Annotated in this window: 18 protein-coding genes; 4 read left to right on the forward strand and 14 right to left on the reverse strand. The window is 69.6% G+C overall.

From position 1 onward, the window contains the following. Window positions 1-245 precede the first annotated feature (245 nt). Window positions 246-1,130 (forward strand): TIGR03619 family F420-dependent LLM class oxidoreductase, encoded by an 885-nt coding sequence (locus tag AB0B45_RS17985; protein WP_358131718.1) that lies wholly within the window; start codon window positions 246-248, stop codon window positions 1,128-1,130. A gap of 65 nt (window positions 1,131-1,195) precedes the next feature. Here AB0B45_RS17985 and AB0B45_RS17990 read toward each other — a convergent pair whose 3' ends face one another. Genes AB0B45_RS17990 through murQ form a run of 3 tightly spaced genes read right to left on the reverse strand, consistent with a single transcriptional unit; the run spans window position 1,196 to window position 5,011 of the window. Then, window positions 1,196-3,103 (reverse strand): S9 family peptidase, encoded by a 1,908-nt coding sequence (locus AB0B45_RS17990; protein ID WP_358131720.1) that lies wholly within the window; start codon window positions 3,101-3,103, stop codon window positions 1,196-1,198. After that, window positions 3,100-4,119 carry a serine hydrolase domain-containing protein gene (locus AB0B45_RS17995; RefSeq protein WP_358131722.1) on the reverse strand — a complete coding sequence of 340 codons (1,020 nt, stop codon included), beginning with the start codon at window positions 4,117-4,119 and terminating at the stop codon, window positions 3,100-3,102. The genes AB0B45_RS17990 and AB0B45_RS17995 overlap by 4 nt, the downstream gene beginning before the upstream one ends. Beyond that, entirely contained in the window at window positions 4,109-5,011 is a 903-nt protein-coding gene (gene murQ, locus AB0B45_RS18000; protein WP_358131724.1) for an N-acetylmuramic acid 6-phosphate etherase, read from the reverse strand. Before murQ ends, AB0B45_RS17995 begins: the two co-directional genes overlap by 11 nt. Window positions 5,012-5,059: 48 nt before the next feature. Here murQ and AB0B45_RS18005 point away from each other — a divergent pair, with 48 nt between their 5' ends. Further along, entirely contained in the window at window positions 5,060-6,139 is a 1,080-nt protein-coding gene (locus AB0B45_RS18005) for a DUF1343 domain-containing protein (protein ID WP_358131726.1), read from the forward strand. A gap of 2 nt (window positions 6,140-6,141) precedes the next feature. Here the strand turns inward: AB0B45_RS18005 and AB0B45_RS18010 are convergent, their stop codons facing one another. From AB0B45_RS18010 to AB0B45_RS18050, 9 genes are all read right to left on the reverse strand, one after another. After that, window positions 6,142-6,960, reverse strand: coding sequence for a GNAT family N-acetyltransferase (locus tag AB0B45_RS18010; protein WP_358131728.1), 819 nt, complete (start codon window positions 6,958-6,960; stop codon window positions 6,142-6,144). Then, entirely contained in the window at window positions 6,960-7,970 is a 1,011-nt protein-coding gene (locus AB0B45_RS18015) for an ABC transporter ATP-binding protein (protein WP_358131730.1), read from the reverse strand. The genes AB0B45_RS18010 and AB0B45_RS18015 overlap by 1 nt, the downstream gene beginning before the upstream one ends. Continuing rightward, window positions 7,967-8,953, reverse strand: coding sequence for an ABC transporter ATP-binding protein (locus AB0B45_RS18020; protein ID WP_358131732.1), 987 nt, complete (start codon window positions 8,951-8,953; stop codon window positions 7,967-7,969). The genes AB0B45_RS18015 and AB0B45_RS18020 overlap by 4 nt, the downstream gene beginning before the upstream one ends. Before the next feature lie 6 nt (window positions 8,954-8,959). Further along, a complete protein-coding gene (locus tag AB0B45_RS18025) occupies window positions 8,960-9,853 on the reverse strand; it encodes an ABC transporter permease (RefSeq protein ID WP_358131734.1) in 894 nt (297 codons plus the stop codon). Between the two features lie 64 nt (window positions 9,854-9,917). Further along, a complete protein-coding gene (locus AB0B45_RS18030) occupies window positions 9,918-10,925 on the reverse strand; it encodes an ABC transporter permease (protein ID WP_358131736.1) in 1,008 nt (335 codons plus the stop codon). Window positions 10,926-10,932: 7 nt separating this feature from the next. Continuing rightward, window positions 10,933-12,762: an ABC transporter substrate-binding protein gene (locus tag AB0B45_RS18035; RefSeq protein WP_358131738.1), complete on the reverse strand. Its 1,830-nt coding sequence runs from the start codon at window positions 12,760-12,762 to the stop codon at window positions 10,933-10,935. 214 nt (window positions 12,763-12,976) lie between these two features. Next, on the reverse strand, window positions 12,977-14,290 hold the full coding sequence (locus AB0B45_RS18040) for a sugar ABC transporter substrate-binding protein (RefSeq protein ID WP_358131739.1): 1,314 nt from the start codon (window positions 14,288-14,290) through the stop codon (window positions 12,977-12,979). Window positions 14,291-14,303: 13 nt separating this feature from the next. Further along, on the reverse strand, window positions 14,304-15,167 hold the full coding sequence (locus AB0B45_RS18045) for a carbohydrate ABC transporter permease (RefSeq protein ID WP_358131741.1): 864 nt from the start codon (window positions 15,165-15,167) through the stop codon (window positions 14,304-14,306). Beyond that, entirely contained in the window at window positions 15,164-16,057 is an 894-nt protein-coding gene (locus AB0B45_RS18050) for a sugar ABC transporter permease (RefSeq protein ID WP_358131742.1), read from the reverse strand. Before AB0B45_RS18050 ends, AB0B45_RS18045 begins: the two co-directional genes overlap by 4 nt. Window positions 16,058-16,163: 106 nt before the next feature. Here AB0B45_RS18050 and AB0B45_RS18055 point away from each other — a divergent pair, with 106 nt between their 5' ends. Beyond that, window positions 16,164-17,078 (forward strand): carbohydrate kinase family protein, encoded by a 915-nt coding sequence (locus tag AB0B45_RS18055; protein ID WP_358131744.1) that lies wholly within the window; start codon window positions 16,164-16,166, stop codon window positions 17,076-17,078. Then, a complete protein-coding gene (locus AB0B45_RS18060; RefSeq protein ID WP_358131746.1) occupies window positions 17,075-18,379 on the forward strand; it encodes an alpha-glucosidase/alpha-galactosidase in 1,305 nt (434 codons plus the stop codon). The genes AB0B45_RS18055 and AB0B45_RS18060 overlap by 4 nt, the downstream gene beginning before the upstream one ends. Here AB0B45_RS18060 and AB0B45_RS18065 read toward each other — a convergent pair. After that, a complete protein-coding gene (locus tag AB0B45_RS18065; RefSeq protein ID WP_358131748.1) occupies window positions 18,376-19,152 on the reverse strand; it encodes a DeoR/GlpR family DNA-binding transcription regulator in 777 nt (258 codons plus the stop codon). The two genes, AB0B45_RS18060 and AB0B45_RS18065, sit on opposite strands and share 4 nt — an antisense overlap. Before the next feature lie 8 nt (window positions 19,153-19,160). After that, on the reverse strand, window positions 19,161-20,462 hold the full coding sequence (locus tag AB0B45_RS18070) for an alpha-glucosidase/alpha-galactosidase (RefSeq protein WP_358131749.1): 1,302 nt from the start codon (window positions 20,460-20,462) through the stop codon (window positions 19,161-19,163). Window positions 20,463-20,465: the final 3 nt, after the last annotated feature.

Consider the following 20,465-nt stretch of genomic DNA (forward strand, 5'->3'; position numbering starts at 1 on the left):
GCGCCGATGGTACTGCACTCGGGAGGGTGTGGGAGAGTAGGTCGCCGCCGCGCAATCTTTGTTGGAAGGCCCTGCCGGGTTTCGCCTGGCGGGGCTTTTCGGCATTTCCGGGGGCTTTTTGGGTATGCGCTTTCCCGGTGTTTTCCGGGGTGTTTTGGGGAGGGCTTCACCGGTAGGTCAGGCCCTCGTCGCGCTCTGTGAGTCCCTGCCGCGGTGTCCGCGGGCAGGGGGCCTAGGCTGACCGTATGAAGATCGGATTCGCTGCCCCCGTGTCAGGGCCGTGGGCCACCCGGGACAATCTGCGCCGGATCGCCACCCGCGCCGAGCAACTCGGCTACGAGGAACTGTGGACGTTCCAGCGTCTGCTCTACCCCGAGGGGCACGGCATGGGTCCGACGTACCGTAGCGTGCACGACCCCGTCGTCACCCTCTCCTATCTTGCCGGCGTCACCGAGTCGATCAGGCTGGGGGTGGCCGTGGTCAACGCGTTCGAGCCGCCCGCTCTGGTGGCCAAGCAGCTCGCCACGCTGCAGGAGGTCTCGGGTGGGCGGGTGTCGTTCGGGCTGGGGCTCGGCTGGCTGCGCGAGGAGTTCGAGACCATGGGGGTCGACTTCGCGAGGCGCGGCCGCAGGGGCGAGGAGTTCGTCGAGGTCCTGCGGAAGTGCTGGACCGACGACGTGATCCGGCACGAGGGCGAGTTCTACCGGATCCCGGCCTCGCACATGGACCCGAAGCCGTCGCCGATCCCGCCGATCCTGCTGGGTGGCGGGGCCGAGACGGCGCTGCGAAGGGCAGGGCGGCTCGCCGACGGGTGGGTGAGTGCCAGCAGGGAGGACCTGGCCGGCATCGCCGACAAAATCTACGTTGTAAAGGCGGCGGCAAGGGAGGCCGGACGCGATCCCGAGGCGCTGCGGTTCATCTGCCGAGGCGTCACCAAGGTGAGCACGGCCGTCGACGGGCCCCCGCTGAGCGGGCCGTACGAGAAGATCAGGCGGGATGTGGCCGACCTGGAGGCGCGAGGGGTGACGGAGGTGTTCCACGACCTGAACTTCGACCCGGAGATCGTGACCGCCTCGCCAGGGGAGGCCATGCGTAGAGCGGAAGAGGCGTTGGAGGCGCTGGCACCATGATGGACGGCGGCACCACCGGGAGAACCTGGTGCGCGGGGAGCGCATCCCCGGCACCAGGTCAGGTTCTAGGCGCTCAGGTGGCGCTCCCACCAGTCGAGGATGGCCTCGAAGCGGGCGATCCGGTGCGACGGCAGCCCCGAGCGTGACATCTCGTGTCCCTCGCCGGGGAACAGCAGCATCTCCGTCTCCACCCCGCGCAGCTTCAGCGCGACGAACAGCCGCTGCGCCTGCTCGACGGGACACCGCCAGTCCTGCTCGGAGTGGATGATCAGAAACGGCATGTCGATCCTGGACGCGTGGGTCAGCGGGCTGAGCTCCGCCCACCCTGCGGGATCGTTCCCGTAGAGATCGCGGGCGAACGACCAGCCGATGTCGCTGGAGCCGTGGAAGCTGTCGATCGCGTTGACCGCCCGCTCGCTGATCGCCGCCTTGAACCGTTCGCCGTGGTGGGCGGCCAGCCAGGTGGTCATGTACCCGCCGTGGGAGCCGCCGAGCACGCCGACGCGGCCGTTGTCGAGGCCGCCGCCTGCGAGGGCGGCGTCGAGGAGGGCGAGTAGGTCCATGGCCGAGACGTTGCCGACGTCGCCGATGACGGCGGCGCCGTGGGCCTGGCCGTAGCCGGAGGAGCCGCGCGGGTTGCCCATGACGACCGCGTATCCGGCGGCGGCGTAGACCTGGGCCTCGTCGAAGACGTGCCAGCCGTACTGCGTGAAGGGGCCGCCGTGGATCATCAGCAGCACCGGGTGCGGGCCGTCGCCGGTGGGGCGGACGAGCCAGCCGTGGACGGGGTAGCCGTCGGCCGCGGTGGTGGTGATCTCTTCGAGGGGCAGCGGGGTGAGGGCGGCGAAGGCGGTGAGCGTGTTCTCCTTGCCGTCGCGGAGGGCGACGAGCTCGCCTGAGCTGGCCTGGTCGGCGACGGTGGCGACGATGGTGCCCGCGGCGTGCGCGGACGTGTAGACCTCGCGCGGGCCGGAGACGAGGACCTCGGGCGCTGATCCGTCGTACGGCACGAGCAGGAGGTCGGAGGCGCCGCGGTTCTCGAACGGGAACAGCACGCCGTCGTCGGTGGTGACGATGACGCCGTTGTTGGCCAGGTGGTACGGCTCGGCGTCGGTGAGGCGGCGCGGCGGGGTGGAGCCGTCGGCCGACACGGACCAGACGCCGTAGTGCTCGGCGACGAGCGTGCGGCCGGTCGGGCCGGGGGCGGCGGCGACGAAGCAGACGGTGGCGCCGTCGGGGGTGAAGTGCGGCTGGCCGACGGAGAGGGTGGTGTCGGTGATCTGCCGGAGGCCGGTGCCGTCGGGCGCGGCGAGCCAGAGGTCGGAGTAGTGGGTGGCGCCACGGGTGTCGTGGCGGGCCGCGGTGAAGGCCAGCAGGGTGCCGTCGGGGCTCCAGCTGGGGTCGCCGTGGTCGAAGTCGCCTTCGGTCACCTGGACGGCGGGCGGCACGGAGGTGCGGGAGGCGAAGGGGTCGGCGACGAAGATGTGGGATCGGCGGTCGCCGTAGAAGCCGACATTGTCCAAACGGTACTTCAAGGTGGTGATGCGGCGGGGCCGTTCCTTGTCGGGCGAGGCGTCGCCGTACCTGCCCTCCTCGGGGACGCGGGAGACGAACGCCAGCCGACGCGAGTCGGGGCTCCACGCGGGTTTGCCCGCGCCGAGCGGCTGGTCGGTGATCTTCCATGGTTCGCCGCACGTGGTGGGCATGACGTGCAGTTGGGGGCGGCCGCCGGACTCCGCGCGGGTGAAGGCGAGCCAGCGTCCGTCGGGGGAGTAGACAGGTTCGCCGTCCTTGCGCCCGGCGGTCAGCTGCCGTGGTTCGGCGGTGCCGTCGGTGGGGACCAGCCAGAGTTCGCCGCGGTACTCGTCGGCGTCGAGGTCGGGCCGGGTCACGGCGACGACCGCGTGGGCGCCGTCTGGGGACACGGTCGGGGTGCCGAGCGTGTGCAAAAGGGAGATATCTGCGGGTTTCATGGTCGAGACACTATCCGTAGTGCCTCGGCGGAGACCGCATTGCGGAGTTCTCTGATGCCGGGGCGGCCGCGGACGGGGTGGACGGCGTTGGTGAGCAGGACGACGGTCAGCTTGTGGGCCTGGTCGACGATCAGGGAGGTGCCGGTGAAGCCGGAGTGCCCGTAGGCATCGGTGAGGGGGCCGACGACGGCGGGGTCGCCGATGCGCACGCCGAGGCCGTGGCGGAAGGCGGCGCCCTGGACGGGGTGCTCGCGGGTCATCTCGTCGGTGAGGGGGAGCCTGCCGAGGCGCAGGGCCTCGCCGAAGCGGACCAGGTCGTGGGCGGTGGAGAAGACGCCTGCGTGGCCCGCGACGCCGCCGAGGGAGTGGGCGGTCTCGTCGTGCACCTCGCCGATGGCGCGGTGGCATTCGGTCTTGGCGATGCGGGCGAGGTCGTGCCGCGTGGCGCCGATGGGGCGGTAGCCGGTGTCGGAGAGGCCGAGCGGGGTGGTGACGAGGTCGCGGACGAGAGTGTCGAGCGGGGCGCCGCCCGCGACCTCGGCGATCCGGCCGACGGTGATCATGCCGACGTCGGTGTAGAGGTAGGGGCCGCCGACCGGTGAGGTGATGGGCGTGGCGAGGATGGCGCCGAGGCGGTCGGCGGGCGGCACGTCGTCGACGCGGTGGGTCGGCTGGAGTCCCGCGGTGTGCGTGAGCAGGTGGCGCAGGGTGACGTGGGCGCGGTCGCCGTAGTGGTCGGGCAGCCAGGTGGCGACGGGAGTGTCCAGGTCGAGGCGGCCCTGGGACACCAGGGAGAGGATCACCGCGGTGGTGAACAGCTTGCTGACGGAGGCGAGGTCGAAAATGGAGTCCCTGCGGGCGGGCGGTCTGCCGGGGGCGAGCGTTCCGTCGGGGTCGGTGTAGCGGACGAGTTCGCCCGCGGCCGCCGCGTCGGCGATCTCGCCGTCCACGGCGATCACCGCGACGGCGGCGGGGACGGTGGAGGGCGTGACCGTGGCCAGGAGGTCAGCGAGCATGCCGTACCTCCCCGAGACGGGAGCCGTGCGACTCCAGCAGCGCTCGCGCCTCGTCGGCGTCGACGCCGCGCTCGATCATCACCACGGCGATCTTGGCCTGGCCGCCCGCGGCCTCCAGTGTTTCCCTGGCGGTCTCGAGGCTGGTGCCGGCGATGTCGCTGACCATGCGGGCGGCGCGGTCGGCGAGCTTGGCGTTCATCGCGGACATCTCGATCATGTTGTTTCCGTAGGTGCGGCCAAGCTTGATCATCGAGATGGTGGAGATCATGTTGAGCACCAGCTTCTGCGCGGTGCCCGCTTTGAGCCTGGTGGAGCCGGTCACCACCTCGGGTCCCACGACGACCTCGATGGCGTGCTCGGCGGCGGCCGACAGCGGCGTCCCGTGGTTGCACGACAACGCCACGGTCAGAGCTTCGCGCCGTCCGGCCTCGGACAGCGCGCCGAGCACGAACGGCGCGGTGCCGCTGGCCGAGATGCCCACGACGGAATCCAGCTCGCCGACCTCGAGTTCGGCGAGGGCCTGCTCGCCGGCAGGGAAGTCGTCCTCCGCGCCTTCCACCGACCTGGTCAGCGCGGGCCGGCCGCCCGCGATGACGCCCTGGACGAGGGAGGGGTCGGTGCCGAAGGTGGGCGGGCACTCCGAGGCGTCGAGGACGGCAAGACGGCCGGAGGTGCCCGCGCCGACGTACAGCAGCCTGCCTCCGGCCTGCATGCGGGTGGCGATCGCGTCGATGGCGGTGCTGATGGCGGGCAGGGCGGCGCCGACCGCGGCGGGCACGGTGGTGTCCGCCTGGTTCATCAGCTGGGCGATCTCCGAGGTCGGCAGCCGGTCGATCTGGCTGTAGCGCGGATCGCTCTGCTCCGTGGACAGCTCGGGGAGTGGATCAATCATGACGCTAATTTCCACCTTTGGCATCTCGTATGCAAATAAGCTTCAGATATGTCTTACGTACGCACCGGAGCCGAACGGCTGGCCGCCGATCCAGGCCTCGTGACCGGCGACCGGCTTGGCCTGATCACCAACCAGACCGGAGTGCTCCGCGATCTGACTCCCACACCCACGGTTCTGCGGAACCTGACCGCGTTGTTCAGCCCCGAGCACGGCATCAGGGGCACGGCCCAGGCCGGGTTCAGCGAGGGTTCCGGGGAGGAGTACGGCCTGCCCGTCTTCGACACCTACGCCAAGACGGGGGCCGACCTGGACGAGCTGGTGGCGGGCTCCGGCGTGGACACCCTGGTGTTCGACCTGTTCGACGTGGGCACCCGCTTCTACACCTACGTCTGGACGATGAAGGACCTGATGGAGTCGGCCAGGCGGCTGGGCGTCGGCTTCGTGGTGCTGGACCGGCCCAACCCGATCGGCGGGACCGTGGCGGAGGGCCCGCCGCTGGACCTCGCCTTCGCCAGCCCCGTGGGCGGCGCGCCGATCCCCGCCAGGCACGGGCTGACGGTGGGAGAGCTGGCGCTCCTCCTCGACCCTGAGGTGCGGGTGATCACGATGGAGGGCTGGCACAGGGACCTGCCGTTCGCCGGGACGGGACTGCCGTGGGTGATGCCTTCGGTGAACATGCCCACCCTGGACACCGCGCTGGTCTATCCGGGCACCGGGCTCATCGAGGGCACGAACCTCTCCGAGGGGCGCGGCACCACCAGGCCCTTCGAGCTGATCGGCGCGCCGTACCTGGACGACAGGTTCGCGCCCGCGCTCAACGGGCTCGGCCTGCCGGGGGTGCGCTTCCGTGACCTGTGGTTCACCCCGACGTTCAGCAAGCACGCGGGCACCGCCGTACGCGGGGTGCAGCTGCACGTCACCGACCCGCACGCGTTCCGGCCCGTTTTCACCGCGGTGTCGATGATCCATGTGGCCCGCTCGCAGCACCCCGAGGAGTTCGCGACCAACCAGTTCGCCGACCACCTGTGGGGGTCGGACACGCTGGCCCGCTGCCTGGAGGCGGGGGAGGACCCGCGCGGGCTGTGCCCGGAGCCCACCCGCCCTCGGGGTGAGCTGCTCTACCGGTGACCTCAACGCAGATCGCGCTGGTAGAGCCAGAAGACCCGCTCGGCTCGCGCGCCCACGGCGCGCGAGTAGAAGCGGAGCGGGCCCACCCAGCCGATCTGCGCCTCGGTCAGCCCCGCGGCGTGCTGGTCGGCCAGGCAGCGGCGCAGCAGCACGCCGCCCAGGCCGAGACCGCGCGCCGCGGGCGCCGTGCCCATCGGGCCGAACCATGTGGGCCTGGCGCCCCATGCGGCGAAGGCGACGACCTCGCCGTCCAGCGTGGCGTAGTGCAGACCGGTGGCGTTGGCCACCTCCCACGCCCAGTTCTTGTTCCACTCCCGCTCGACGAACGCGACGACGTGCGAGCGGTCCTCATCGGGGCCGCAGGCGTGGAGTCGCACGCCTGGCCGTCGCGGCGCCTCCTCGGCGGAGGGGACGGGGAGCGTGGCGGTCATGTTCCACGCGATGCTGTAGCGCTCGTAGCCCGCGCTCTCGGCCAGGCACGCGGCGGCGGTGTACCGCACGTCGATGCCGGGCCAGGCGTAGGCCGGCGGGTTGCCGGCGAAGCGGGCCTGCGTCGCCCCCTCGGCACGCAGCCACTCCTCCGCGGCGGCGACCAGCTCGCGCCCGCGCCCCTTGCCCTGGGCGTCAGGGTGTACGGCGAGCAGGTCGAGGTGCCCGATCGTCGGGTCGCGCTCCGACAGCGAGGCCACGGCGAAGCCGCCGTCGGTGGCCAGCGTCGTCCACCTGCGGGTGGCGGGCGGCGACATGAGCCTGTCGACCAGCGCGGGAGCCTCGGCGGCGTCGAAGGTGAGCGCCGCGCGAGCGATCTCGTGCGGGCCCATCAGCCGCGCTCCACGTGGGTGGCGACGACGCTGCGGCGCTGCGGGTGGAAGCAGGCGTGCCGCTGCGGCGCACCGTCGGTGACGCCGAGGACGGGACGGCTCGTCTCGCACTCGTCGGTCCTGAACGGGCAGCGCCTGGCGAACAGGCAGCCCCCGTCCTGGTGGCTCTCGTCCAGCGACTCCGTCGGCACGACCGGCTCGGCGCCGGGCCGCTCCAGGCCGTGCAGCACGGGGATGGCCGACAGCAGCGACTGGGTGTAGGGGTGCACGGGGTCGGCGATGATCGTGTCTACCGAGCCGCGCTCGATGACCTGGCCGCGGTAGATGACGTAAAGCTCGCCGTCGTCGCCGATGTAGCGGGCGGTTGCCACGTCGTGGGTGATGAACAGCACGCTCACGCCGAGGCTCTCGCGCAGGTCCTTCAGCAGCGCCAGGATGCCGAGCCTGAGCGACACGTCGATCATGGAGGTGGCCTCGTCGGCGACGAGCATCTCGGGGTCGACGGTGAGCGCGCGGGCGATGACCACGCGCTGGCGCATGCCGCCCGACAGCTGGTGCGGATAGCGGCCGAGGACGGAGGCGGGGTCGAGGCCGACCATGGCCAGGACCTCTTCGGCCCGCGACTCGATCCATGACTTCGGTCTGCCGGTCTGCTTGGCGCGCAGCTCGAGCGGGGCCTGGAGCGTCTGGTGGATGGTCCTGGTCGGGTTCAGCGCCGAATAGGGGTCCTGGTGGATCATCTGGATCTTGCGGAAGTGTGGCTGCCTGGCCTTCGGCTTGAGCGTCGACAGCTCGACGCCGCCGACGCTGATCTCGCCGTCGTCGTAGCTCTCCAGGCCCGCGATGATCCTGCCGAGCGTCGTCTTGCCGCAGCCGGACTCGCCGATGAAGGAGGCGGCGCCGCCCTTGGGGATCTCGAAGTCGACTCCGCGCAGGGCCTGCACGGTCCGCCCCGCCAGGACGCTTCCCCGCTGTTTGAAGGTCTTGGTGATGCCCTTGCCGCTGATCATGCGTGCTCCTTGACCTTGACCGCGTGGCAGGCGATGATCCGGTCCCCGTGCGCCAGGGCCTCGGGGTCGACGGTGTCGCAGACGTCCATGCGCAGCGGGCAGCGCTCCCTGAACACGCACCCCTCCTTCGGCACGGTGGCCAGCGTGGGCGGCCTGCCCGGCAGGGCCTGCGCCTCGTTGATGTCGCCGGTCAGGCGCGGGATGGCTCTGATCAGGCCGCGCGTGTAGGGGTGCTGGGGGTCGGCGAGCAGCTTGCGGGTGGGGCCCTGCTCGACGATCCGCCCGCCGTACATGACCGCGAGCCGGTCGGCGACCTCGGCGACCACGCCGATGTCGTGGGTGATGACCATGGTGGTCAGCCCGCGCTCGGCGTGGACCTCGCGGATGATCCGCAGGATCGTCGACTGGGTGATCATGTCGAGCGCCGTGGTGGGCTCGTCGAGCACGACCAGGTGGGCGTTGAGCACCAGCGCCAGCATGATGCCGACGCGCTGGCGCATGCCGCCCGACAGCTCGTGCTGGTGGGAGTCGAGCACGCGCGCGCCGTCCAGGCCCATCCGGCCGAGCAGCTCCTTTGCGTCCTTCACCAGGCCGCGCAGGTCCTCGACGCCGTGGGAGCGGCCGAGGTCGAGCAGCTGCTTGCCGACGGTCTTGAGCGGGTTGAGCGAGTTCTGCGCGGCCTGGAAGACGTAGCCGATGTGGGCGCCGCGCGCCTTGCGCAGCTGCTCGCCCTCGAAGGCCACCACGTTGCCCAGGTCGTCGATCTCGACGCTGCCCGCGCTGATCCGCCCTGGCGGCTGTACGGCGTTCAGCAGCGAGAAGGCCAGTGTGGACTTGCCGGAGCCGGACTCGCCGACGATGCCGGTGATCGTCCCCGCGGGCAGCTCCATGCTGACGTTCCTGACGGCGGGCAGCTCGCCCGCCGGGGTCTTGTAGACGACCGTGAGGCCGTCGATGCGCACGCCCGGCGCCTGTTTCGCCACTTCCTACTACTCCTCGCGCAGCCGGGGGTTGAAGATCTCGTCCATCGCGTCCACCACGAGCACGATCCCGAGCGTGAGCAGCAGGATCGCCAGCAGCGGAGCCAGCAGGTAGCCGAGCGCGGTCGGTGTGATCATGGCGCCGGCCTGGAAGACGGCGAGGTTGAGCATCACGCCCCAGTTGTCCGACTCGTACGGCAGGACGCCGAGGAAGAACAGGCCGACCTGCGCGTAGACGGCGCCGGTGACCGCGATGAGCATGTTCATCGCGATGTAAGGGGCCATGCTCGGGAGCAGTTCCTTCCCGATGATGTGCCTCGTGGACAGGCCGAGCCCACGCGCCGCCTCGATGAAGCCGCGCTCACGCAGGGAAAGGGTCTGCGCGCGTACGGCGCGGGCCACCCCGCCCCAGCCGAGCAGACCGAGCACCAGCCCCATCTGGAGGGGGTTGCCGAACTTCCACACCGTCGCCAGCACCAGCAACAGCGGCAGTCCGGGGATCGTGAGCTTCATGTCGGTGATCCGCATGAGCACCGTGTCCCAGCGGCCCCGCTTGAAGCCGGAGTACAGGCCGAGCGAGGTGCCGACGACCACCGTGATGAGGGCGGTCATCACGGCGCTGAGCAGCACGTAACGCGAGCCGGTGATGACCAGCGCGAGCACGTCCCTGCCCTGCGGGTCGGTGCCGAACCAGTGCTCCCAGCTCGGCGGCTGGGTGATGGCGTTGGGGTTGTCCGGGAGCTGGCCGGGGAAGAACATCGGCCCGAAGACGCCCATGAACGCGAAGCCGAGGATGATGATCACTCCGACCATGCGGCTGGGCTTGCGCTTCATCACGCGCCAGACGCCGTACCAGAAGTTGCGGCGCATGGTCGCCGAGGTGCTCTCCAGCACGATGCTCATGAGACCTCCTTCGCCGGCCTGACGAGCGAGCTGCTGTGTCTGATGGTCGGTTCGCTTCGCTCTCTCATCGGGTCTCCTCCCCGCTGCGCACCCGTGGGTCGATCACGGTGTAGAACAGGTCGGCCACGATGTTGGCCACGATGACCGACACGGTGATCAGCAGGAACGCCCCGCCCATGAGGGCGTAGTCGCGCAAGGTGATGCTGTCGATGAGCAGCCACCCGAGACCCGGATAGTTGAAGATCTTCTCGATGAACACCGCGCCGCCGAGCAGTAGTCCGAGCGAGAGCGCCAGGATCGTGAACAGCGGCAGGATCGCGTTGCGCGCGATGTAGCGGAAGATGATCGACCGCTTCATGCCGCGCAGTTCGGCGGCCAGGATGAAGTCGTCGCCGAGCACCGTCACCACGCTGGACTTCATGGCCAGGACCCAGCCGCCGTAGGCCGACAGCGCGTAGGTCGCGACCGGCAGGACGGCGTGTTCGGCCAGCGAGCCGATGTATCCGGCGTTGAAGCCCGGATCGAACAGGATGTCCACCGGCCCGTCGGCCGGCAGGATCGGGATCAGCGTGGCGAAGATGACGACCAGCAGCATCGCCAGCACGTACTGCGGGATGCCGTGCAGCAGCGAGCCGGAGATGGCCAGGGCGTCACCCAGCTTGCCGGTGCGCTTGATCGCCGCGTACACGCCCAGGATGACCCCGACCAGGAAGCTGAGCAGGGTGCCGAGCAGCACCGGTAGAACGGTCCACTTCGCCGCGTCGGTGAGGACGTCGAGGACGGGGGTGCCCGGCCTGGTGACCGAGACGCCGAGGTCGAAGCGGAGCAGGCCGCTCATGTAGTCGACGTACTGCTCCCACATCGTGCCCGACGGCAGGAAGCCGTACAGCACCTTGGTGGCCTGCATCGCCGCCTCAGGCGACATGCCCTGCTCGACGAGCTTCTCGTAACGGGCGGCGACCGGGTCGCCGGGGATGTTGTTGACGATGAAGAAGCTGATCGTGGCGACCACGAGGATCATGACGAGCCCGCGGGCCAGGTGGCCCGCGAGTCGCCGTGCGATAACCGTCATGGGTCTGTTACTGCTTCTTCTTGACCAGACCCTGCTGGATCCAGACACCAGAGGGAAGGACGCCGGTTCCGAGACGCAGGACCTCGTCGTCGTGCGGCCAGCCGGTGAAGCGGCTGTTGTTGACGAACTGGTTGTTGATGTAGTCCCACAGCTGGATGACCGGAAGATCCTGGTTGGCGGCCATGGCGAGCTGGCTCATGATCGGCTTGGCCTCGTCGGGGCCCACCGAGTTCAGCTTGCCGGTGAGCTCGCCCGGGTTGATCTTGGCGCCGTCGACCTCGATCTGCTCGGGGCTGCCCATCCAGTTGCCGGCCTCGCCCGCGGGCGAGTGCTTGACCTTGCCGCTGACGTTGGCCCAGCCGTTGGAGGCGCCGTAGAGGCGCTGGAAGATGTCGTACGGCGCGGGGCCGAGCGCGATCAGCCAGAAGCCGACGTCGTACTTACCGGCCGCCAGTTCCTCGAGGTAGACCGGGTAGTCGGCGGTGGTCACCACTTCCGCCTCGATGCCGGCCTTGATGAGCTGGCTCTTGATGTTCTCCTGGGCGGACAGCCAGTCGGAGAAGCCGGCCGGCGCGTGCATGGAGACCTTCCACGGCGTGCCGTCGGCCAGCGTCCACTTGCCGTCCTTCTTGGTCAGGCCGGCGGTCTTGAACTCCTCCTCGGCCTTGGCCGGGTCGACCTTGTACGGCTCCAGCTTGGGCAGCGTCTCGCTGATCCAGGCGTCGGCGGCCTTCTGGTGGATGCCGGTGGTGGTGGTCGCCGCGGTGCCGCCCTCGGGAGAGGCGACCTTGGTGACCTGCTCGCGGTCGATGAGGAAGGCCAGACCCCGGCGCACGTGCACGTTGTCGTAGGGCTTCTTGCTCTGGTTGAAGGCCATGCTCACGGCCACAGGGGAGTAGCCCTTGATGACCTCGCTGCCCGGCGCGGCCTTGATCCGGTTCATGACGTCGGTCGGAGCGGCGACGAAGCCCGAGTGGTCGAGCTTGCCCTGGGTGAGGTAGTTCCAGATCTGCTCGTTGCCGGTGTAGTTGAGGAACTTCACCTGGTCGGGGGCGACGTTGGCGGCGTTGAAGAAGTACTTGTTCTTGACCAGCAGCGCCTCGCCAGGGTTGACCCGCTCCAGCACGAAGGGGCCGCCCGCGACATCCTTCGGCGGGGCGAAGGCGATCACCTTCTCGCCCAGCGCGGTGATCTCCTCGCGAGCCTTCTCGGCGTCGGGGCCGTCACCGCGAGCGGTCTTGATCGTGTCCCAGATGGTGGCGGGCACCGCGTTGCTCCACACGTGAGCGGGCAGCACCGTCGTGTCGAGCACGCCGCGCGCGAACTTGGGGCTGGGGTTGGCGGGATCCTGGGTGATCTTGATGGTCTTGTCGTCGACGACCGTGACCTCGGCTGCCGCGCCCGCCGCGCCGGGTGTGACGGCGAAGGCCGTGCTGCCCTGGGTGTAGGCGAGGGCGATGGAGAGCTTCACGTCCTCGGCGGTGACCGGCTTGCCGTCGGACCACTTGGCGTTCGGCTGCAGCTTGAGCGTGATGGCGGAGTTGTCGGGGGCGATCTCCCAGCTGGCCGCCATACCCGGCAGGGCCTTGTTGGGATCCGTCAGGTGGTTCACGACCCACCCGATCTTCATCGTGGTGTAACCCGGGAAGGCGTTGCCCTTGGGGTTGTACGGATTGGCCGGGGCGCTCGCGTCGATGCCCGGCCTGTTCACGTCGATCGTGGTGAAGAGCCCGCCACCGGTGCTCCCACCACCGCCCGCGGACTTGTTGTCGGTGCTGCTGCACGCCGTCATCGTGGCGAGACCGAGCAGCGCCACTACGGCTGCTAGTCGCTTCATGTACCGCTCCGTGGGGGGCTTATCGATGGTCCGGATAGATCGGGGATTGTCCGGACCCTATGGTCAGCCCGCGGATGCGTCAATAATCTCCAGAGGTTGTGAGGTGAATGTAACTTTCCTTCATCGCACGCCGCACTGGAAAAAGGCCGTCACAGGGGGGTGGGGTCGCTCGGCGCGTGGGGACGCGCCGGGACCTCCGTAGTGTATCCGCTGGTCAGCGGGTTCCAAAGAGTTCGTTGACCTGCGTGTTGGCGGCGGTGAGCGCGGTGGTGGCGGCCTTTTGTCCCAGCCAAACCTCCTCCAGCGCCGTCTGCACGATCTGCCCGATCTCGTCGCCGTGGTCGCTGACCGGCAGCAGGAAGGTGCCGTCCTTGGCCTCGGCGATGGAGGTGAAGGCCGACACATCACGCCCCGCCTTCTCGTGCGCCTTCATCGCCCGCTCGGCCGAGGAGTTGATGGCGGGGAAGACCACGGCGCTGTCGCCCACGATGTCCTGGCAGCCGGTCGAGCCGAGGAACTTCACCCACTTCCACGCCGCCTCCTTGTGCTGGGTGCCGGAGTAGACGACGTCGGCCAGGCCGTTGAAGGCGGACTTGCGCCCCTGCGGGCCCTCGGGCAGCGGCGCGAAGGCGAACTTGTCCGTCGCCAGATAGGTGTTGATCATCCAGGAGCCGGTGATGCCCAGGGCGGCCTTGCCCGAGTCGAGCACCGAGTCCACGCCCAGCGAGCTCGCCTTGTCGTAGGTGGCGGTGTAGCCCTTGTCGCTGAGGCGCTTGAACCACTCGACGGTCTCGGCGAGCTTCGGGCTGTCGTAGAAGTACTTGGTGCCGAACGGGTTCTTGTCGATGAAGCTGAAGCCGTTGGAGACGGCCAGGTCGCCCCAGCCGTTCTGGCCGAGCGCGCCGTCGCGCAACTCGGGGATGTAGCCGTGGACGGCCACCTTGCCCTTGTCGAAGCCCGGTTCGTCGCCGCGCTTGCCCGCCGAGTCGACGGTGAGCCTGGCGATCGCCTTCTCGAACGTGCCGCCGTCGGCGGGGTTCCAGGTGAGGTTCTTGAGGTCGACGCCCGCCTTCTTGGCCTGCTCGACGTTGTAGACGACGGCCATGGTGTCCCAGTCCTTGGGCAGGCCGTACCGCTTGCCGTCCTTGACCCACGGCTCGGCCAGGCCCGCGCGGTACTGCGTCAGGTCCACCTTGTCGGCCTTGACCATCGGCTCGATGTCGAGCAGCTGGCCGTTCTTGACGAACTGCGGGTAGTAGGAGGCCTGCATGGTGATCACGTCGGGGGCCTCGCCCGAGACCATCTGGGTGGTGAGGTTCTGCCAGTACTGTTCCCACCCGCTCTGCTGGATCTTGATCGTGATGCCCGGATTGGCCTTCTGGAAGGCGTCCGCGCACTTCTGGTAGACGCCCTGCTGGACGTCGTCCCACAGACCGTAGGTGAGTGTGACCTTCCCGCCGTCCTCCTGCGCGGAGGCGCCGCAGGCGGCCGTCAGCAGCAGTACGGCGAGCGCCGCCGCTCTTCTCATGGGTAGAACCCTCCTATTTGAGCCCACTGAACTGGATGGAGTCCACGAGGCGGCGGCCGAAGAAGACCAGCAGCAACAGGACGGGGATCACCGACAGCGCCGAGCCGGCCATCAGGCCTGTCCAGTCGGGCGCGTTGTTCGGTGACTGCTTGAGGAAGATGCCGAGCGCGGCGGTCAGCACGCGCGTCTCCTCGCCCGGCGCGATCAGCAGCGGCCACAGGTAGTCGTTCCACGCCCAGACCGCCGTGGTCAGGGCGAGGGTGAGCAGCGGGCCCCTGGTCATGGGCAGCACGACCCGCCAGAACAACGTCCACTTGCCCGCGCCGTCGATCGTCGCGGCCTGCTCGACCTCGCGGGGGAAGCCCAGGAAGAACTGCCGCAGGAAGAAGATCGCGAAAGGCGTCATCAGCATGCTGGGCGCGACCAGGCCCTGGAAGGTGTTGAGCCAGCCGAGCTGCTTGACCACCGCGAAGCTGGGTAGCAGCGTGAAGATCGGCGGCACCATCAGCGCGGCGACGAACAGCCCGAACAACGCGTCCCTGAAGGGGAAGCGGAGCCTGGCGAAGGCGTAGCCGGCCATCGCGCAGAACAACGTCTGCGCCACCGTGATCAGGCCGGTGTAGATGAAGGAGTTGCGCAGGTAGAGGAAGAAGTCGAGGTTGGCGCCCGAGCCTCCGGCGGCCCTGGTCTCCTCGCGGGTGGTGAGGCCGAGCACGCGCTCGAAGTTGATCAGCGTGGGGTGCTCGGGCAGCAGCGCGAAGTTGTCGGTGGCCAGCTCCCTGCCGGGCGTGATGGCGGTGCGCAGCATCCAGTAGAAGGGGAAGAGCGTGATCAGGATGGCCAGGGCGAGGCAGGCCCACGCGAGGATTCGTCTCATGCCAGGTCCGAGGTCGAGGCGCGGAGAATGCGCATCTGGACGAAGGTCAGCACGCCGAGGATGAGCACCAGCGTGAGGGCCATCGCCGAGGCGTAGCCCATCTTGAAGTGGGTGAAGGCCTGCTCGTAGATGTAGTAGTAGATGACCCTGGTGGCGTTGACGGGACCGCCCTTGGTGGTCACGGCGACGGTGTCGAACAGCTGGAACGACCCGATCAGCGACACGACCAGCACGAACGCCAGGATCGGCCGCATCAGCGGCAGGGTGACCCTGAAGAAGGTGCGCAGCTCGCCGGCGCCGTCGAGGGCGGCGGCCTCGTAGACCTGCTTGGGCACCAGGCACATCCCCGCGTACAGCAGCAGCGCCGTGTAGCCGGTCGAGGTCCATGCGTTGATCATGGAGACGCTCGGCATGGCCAGGTCGGGCGCGGTCAGGAAGCCCTGGTTGTCCAGGCCCATGCCGGTCAGCAGGTGGTTGAAGAAGCCGAGGTCGGCGTCCAGCAGCCACATCCAGAGCAGGCCGACCGTCACGTTCGGCACCAGCCACGGCACCACCAGCAGCGAGCGCAGCACGAGCGAGCGGGTCAGCCGGTGCATGAGCGCGGCCAGGAACAGGCCGCCGACCATCTGGACGGTGATCGTCAGCACCACGTAGTAGCCGGTGACCGCGAGGGAGTTCCAGAACAGCGAGTCGTGAAGGAGCGTCACGAAGTTGTCGGCGCCCACGAAGGCGGGCTCCGACAGCAGGTTCCAGTCCGTCATCGAGTACCAGGTGCCGAGCAGGGCCGGATACACGTAGAAGACGCCGAAGCCGACCAGCGCGGGAGCGAGGAAGACCAGGGCTACTCGTCTGTCGTCGCGCCCTCGCTTCGGCAGCGAGAGTGTGGACACGGGGCCCACTCTTGGGGAACTTGCGAAAACTTGTCAATACCTTCGCTCAGAATCCATTTTTGAAAGACTTGACAAGTAAGTGAAGGCGCTGAGAACGTTCCTGCCCATGGCCACAACAGACTTCGACCTGCTCGTCGTGGGGGACGCCAACCCCGATGTGATCGTGTCGGGGACGCCCTCCACGCTTGCCTTCGGGCAGCGCGAGCAGCTGGTCGAGACGGGGGAGCTGGTGCTCGGCGGATCGGCCGCGATCACCGCCTGCGGGGCCGCCAGGCTCGGCCTGCGCACCGCCTTCATCGGCAGGGTCGGCGCCGACGCGGCGGGCGAGTTCGTCCTGTACACGCTCGCCGGGCGCGGAGTGGACACCTCCGCCTGCGTCGTCGACCCCGCCAGACCCACCGCGCTGACCGTGGTGCTCGTGCGCGGAGCCGACAGGGCGATCCTGACCTCGCCGGGATGTCTGCCCGACCCGTGGGAGGTCCCGCCCTCGCTGGTCGCCAGGACCGCCCACGTGCACGTCTCCTCCTTCTTCCTGCAGCCGGGGCTGGACGTCGCAGGACTGTTCCGTACGGCACGCGAACTCGGCGTCGGCACCTCGCTCGACACCAACGACGACCCGGCGGGGGAGTGGAAGGGGCTGGAACAGGTCATCGGCCTGACCGACGTCCTGCTCCCCAACGACGCCGAGGCCCTCGCGATCGCCGGGCTCGCCGGTCACGACGTGACGGCCGCGGCACGCGCGCTGGCCGCCAGGGGAACGCTGCCCGTCGTGAAAAGGGGCGCGTCCGGCGCCCTGGCCTGGCCGCCGGAGGGCCCCGTGCACGCCCCCTCGGACCCGAACCCCGCGTTCGTGGACGCCGTGGGCGCGGGCGACAGCTTCAACGCCGGATTCCTCGCCGCCAGGCTCAACGGGCTGCCGCTGGAGGCATGCCTGCGGCTCGCTGTCAGGGCGGGCACTCTTTCCACCCGAGCCGCGGGGGGCACAGCGGCGCAACCGACCTGGGAGGAAGCAACCTCATGAGAAACCCCAAGATCGTGTTCGTGGGCGCGGGAAGCGTCGTCTTCACGCAGGGGCTGCTCGCCGACCTTCTGCGCTATCCCGAGCTGTCCTCACTCCATCTCTCACTGCACGACATCGACCCCGAGCGGCTCCAGGTCGCCGAGGCAGTCGCCCACCGCATCGCCGAGGCCAGGGGCGCCAAGCCGCGCATCACCGCCAGCCTCGACCGGCGCGCCGCCCTCGACGGCGCCGACTTCGTGATCAACATGATCCAGGTCGGCGGGCACGCCTCCACCGTCACCGACTTCGAGATCCCCGCCCGTTACGGCCTGCGGCAGACCATCGCCGACACCATCGGCGCCGGCGGCGTGTTCCGGGCGCTGCGCACCTTCCCCGTGCTCGACGCCCTGGCCGCCGACATGGCCGCCGCGTGCCCCGACGCGCTGCTGATGAACTACACCAACCCGATGGCCATGAACGTCTGGTACCTGTCCGGCAAGGTGCGCAACGTCGTCGGCCTGTGCCACTCGGTCTACTGGACGACGCGCGGGCTCGCCGAACTGGTCGGCGTGCCGTACGAGGAGGTCACCTACCAGGCGGCCGGCGTCAACCACCAGGCCTGGCTGCTGCGCTTCGAGCGCGAGGGAGAGAACCTCTACGACAGGCTCGACGCCCGCATCGACACCGACGCCGAGCTGCGGCGCAGGGTCCGCGTGGAGATGTACCGGCGCCTGGGCCACTACCCGACCGAGACCAGCGAGCACTCGGCCGAGTACGTGCCATGGCTGCTGCGCCACGCCGGCGAGATCGACAGGCTGCGCATCCCCGTCGGGGAGTACCTGCGGGTCAGCGAGGAGAACGTGCGCGAGTACAAGCGCACCCGCGAAGCCGTACGGCACGGCGCCGAGCTGGAGATCGCCGGCACCGACGAGTACGCGCCGCAGATCATCCACAGCATGGTCACCGGCACGCCGCGCGTCGTCTACGGCAACGTGGTCAACGACGGGCTGATCTCCAACCTGCCCGACGGCTGCGTGGTCGAGGTGCCGTGCGCGGTCGACGCCGCCGGCGTGCGGCCCACCCGCGCCGGCGCGCTGCCGCCGCAGTGCGCGGCGCTCAACCGCGCCTACGTCAACGTCAACGAGCTCACCGTCCGCGCGGCGGAGGAGGGCAGGCCCGAGCACGTACGGCACGCCGTCATGGTCGACCCGAACGCCTCGGCCACCCTGTCGCTGGACGACATCTGGCGCATGTGCGACGACCTGACCGTGGCCCACGGCGACCTGCTGCCGGAGTCGCTGCGGGTCACGCTGGCGAGCTAGCCGGCCAGTTCCACCTTCAGGCCCCGCTCCCGCAGCCTGGCCACCGCGTCGGGATCGGCCGACTCGCCGGTGATCAGCAGGTCGACGCCGGACAGCGGGCAGATCGGGGCCAGCTCGACCCTGCCGAGCTTGGTCGAGTCGGCCACCATGATCCGCCTGCCGGCCGCCCGCAGCATCCGCTGCTTCATCTCGGCGTCCGGCAGGTTGACGTTGGTGAAGCCGCTGTCGAGGCCGACGCCGCCACAGCCGAGGAACACCGTGCTCGCCCTGATCCCGTCGAGCAGCCTGCCTCCCATGGGGTCGACCAGCGAATGTTGCTGGCGGCGCAGGCTGCCGCCGGTGACCACGACGGAGAAGCGGGGGATGGCGGGCTCCAGCTCCAGCGCGGTGCGAAGGCCGTTGGTGAAGACCGTCACCTCGGTCAGGTCGGCGCGGGCCACCAACTCTCTGGCCACGTAGGCGGTGGTGGTGCCCGCGCCCATCAGCACGCTCTCGCCCGAACTGATCAGGCGGGCGGCGGCCTTGGCGATCAGGCCCTTCTCCACCGCGGCGGCGCCGAGCGACATCTCGAACGACGCCTCGGTGAGCGCGGGCCCCGCGGCGACCGCGCCGCCGCGGACCCTGCGCACCTTGCCCTGCTCCTCCAGCGCGTCGAGATCGGCGCGGACGGTCACGCCGGAGACGCCGAACGCCTCGGCCAGCTCGTTGACCCTGGCGAAGTCCTGCTCTCTCAGCAGGCCGAGCATGCGCTCGCGGCGCACCTCCGTCGGCATCGACTCCTTCACCGGCGCACCGCCTCCGGCAGCAGGTCGCCGTGGGCGGCCAGCAGTTCCTCGCAGAGCGCCTCGATGGCGGGCAGAGGGAGCGTCGCGGCGGTGTTCGGGTCGAGCATCGCCGCGTGCAGGACGTGCCTGCGGTCGCCGTCGAGCACCGCCCGCACGGTCAGCTCGACGACGTTGAGGAAGGTCCGGTTGAGCGCGGCGAGCTGGATCGGCAGCTCGCCGACCCGTTGCGGGCGGATGCCCTTCGCGTCGACGACCGCGGGCACCTCCACGCACGCCTCCTCCGGCAGGTTGCCGATCAGGCCGCCATTGCGGACGTTCACGTGGACGAGCTTCTCCTGCCCCGTCAGCATGGCCAGCAGCGCCGCCGCCGCGGGCTCCTGGTGCTGCCACCTGATGAGCAGCGGCCTGCCGGCCGCCAGCGACCGCCGGGTCTCCTCGTAGATGTGCAGGGACATGCCCGCCCTGCGCAGGTACTCCTCCACCGGCACGCCCAGCCTGGAGGTCTCCGCCGCGTGGCGCATGATCCACGGGACGTACTCGGCGGCGTGCTCGCTCGACTCGGTGGGGAAGAAGCCGAAGCGGCGGTACATCTCCACCCTGACGTGGCTCTTCAGCTCGGCGTCCGCCGACAGCGCCGCGTCGAGGTCGGGATAGAGGGAACGGCCTTCGGCGTCGGCGAAGACGAGCACGAACGACTGGTGGTTGACGCCCGCGCTGCGCAGGGTCAGCTCGTCGAGGTCGCGGCCCACGAGGTCGGCCAGGTAGGCGTGGGTGTCGCAGACGGCGTGACATACCCCGGCGAACCTGGTGAAACCCGTCGCCTCGTGCATCGCCCACCCGGTCATCGCCATCGGGTCGGTGTGGCTGAGCAGCCACGCGTCAGGACACAGCTCGATCAGCTCGCGGCCCAGCTCGACCGCGGCGGGGATGGTGCGCAGGCCTCTGAAGATGCCGCCGATGCCGATCGTGTCGCCGATGGTCTGACGCAGGCCGTACCGGTGGGGGATCTGGAAGTCGCGCAGCGTCGCCTCGAAGCCGCCGACCTCGATCGTGGCGACCACATGGTCGGCGCCGTCGAGCGCGCGCCGCCTGTCGGTGTGGCCGATGACGCGCGCCCCCGCGCCGGCCTCCGCGTTCAGCGTCCTGGCGAGGGCCTCGGCGGTGGCGAGCCTGGCCGGGTCGTCGTCGTGCAGGACGATGTCGAGGCGGCCGTGCAGCTGCTCGGACAGGAAGAGGTCCGACAGGATCCTGCGCGTCGGCTCGACGTTTCCCGCCCCGACGAAGACGATCCGCGACATCCG

The sequence above is a fragment of the Nonomuraea sp. NPDC049152 genome (genome assembly GCF_040648355.1).
Taxonomy (GTDB): Bacteria; Actinomycetota; Actinomycetes; order Streptosporangiales; family Streptosporangiaceae; genus Nonomuraea.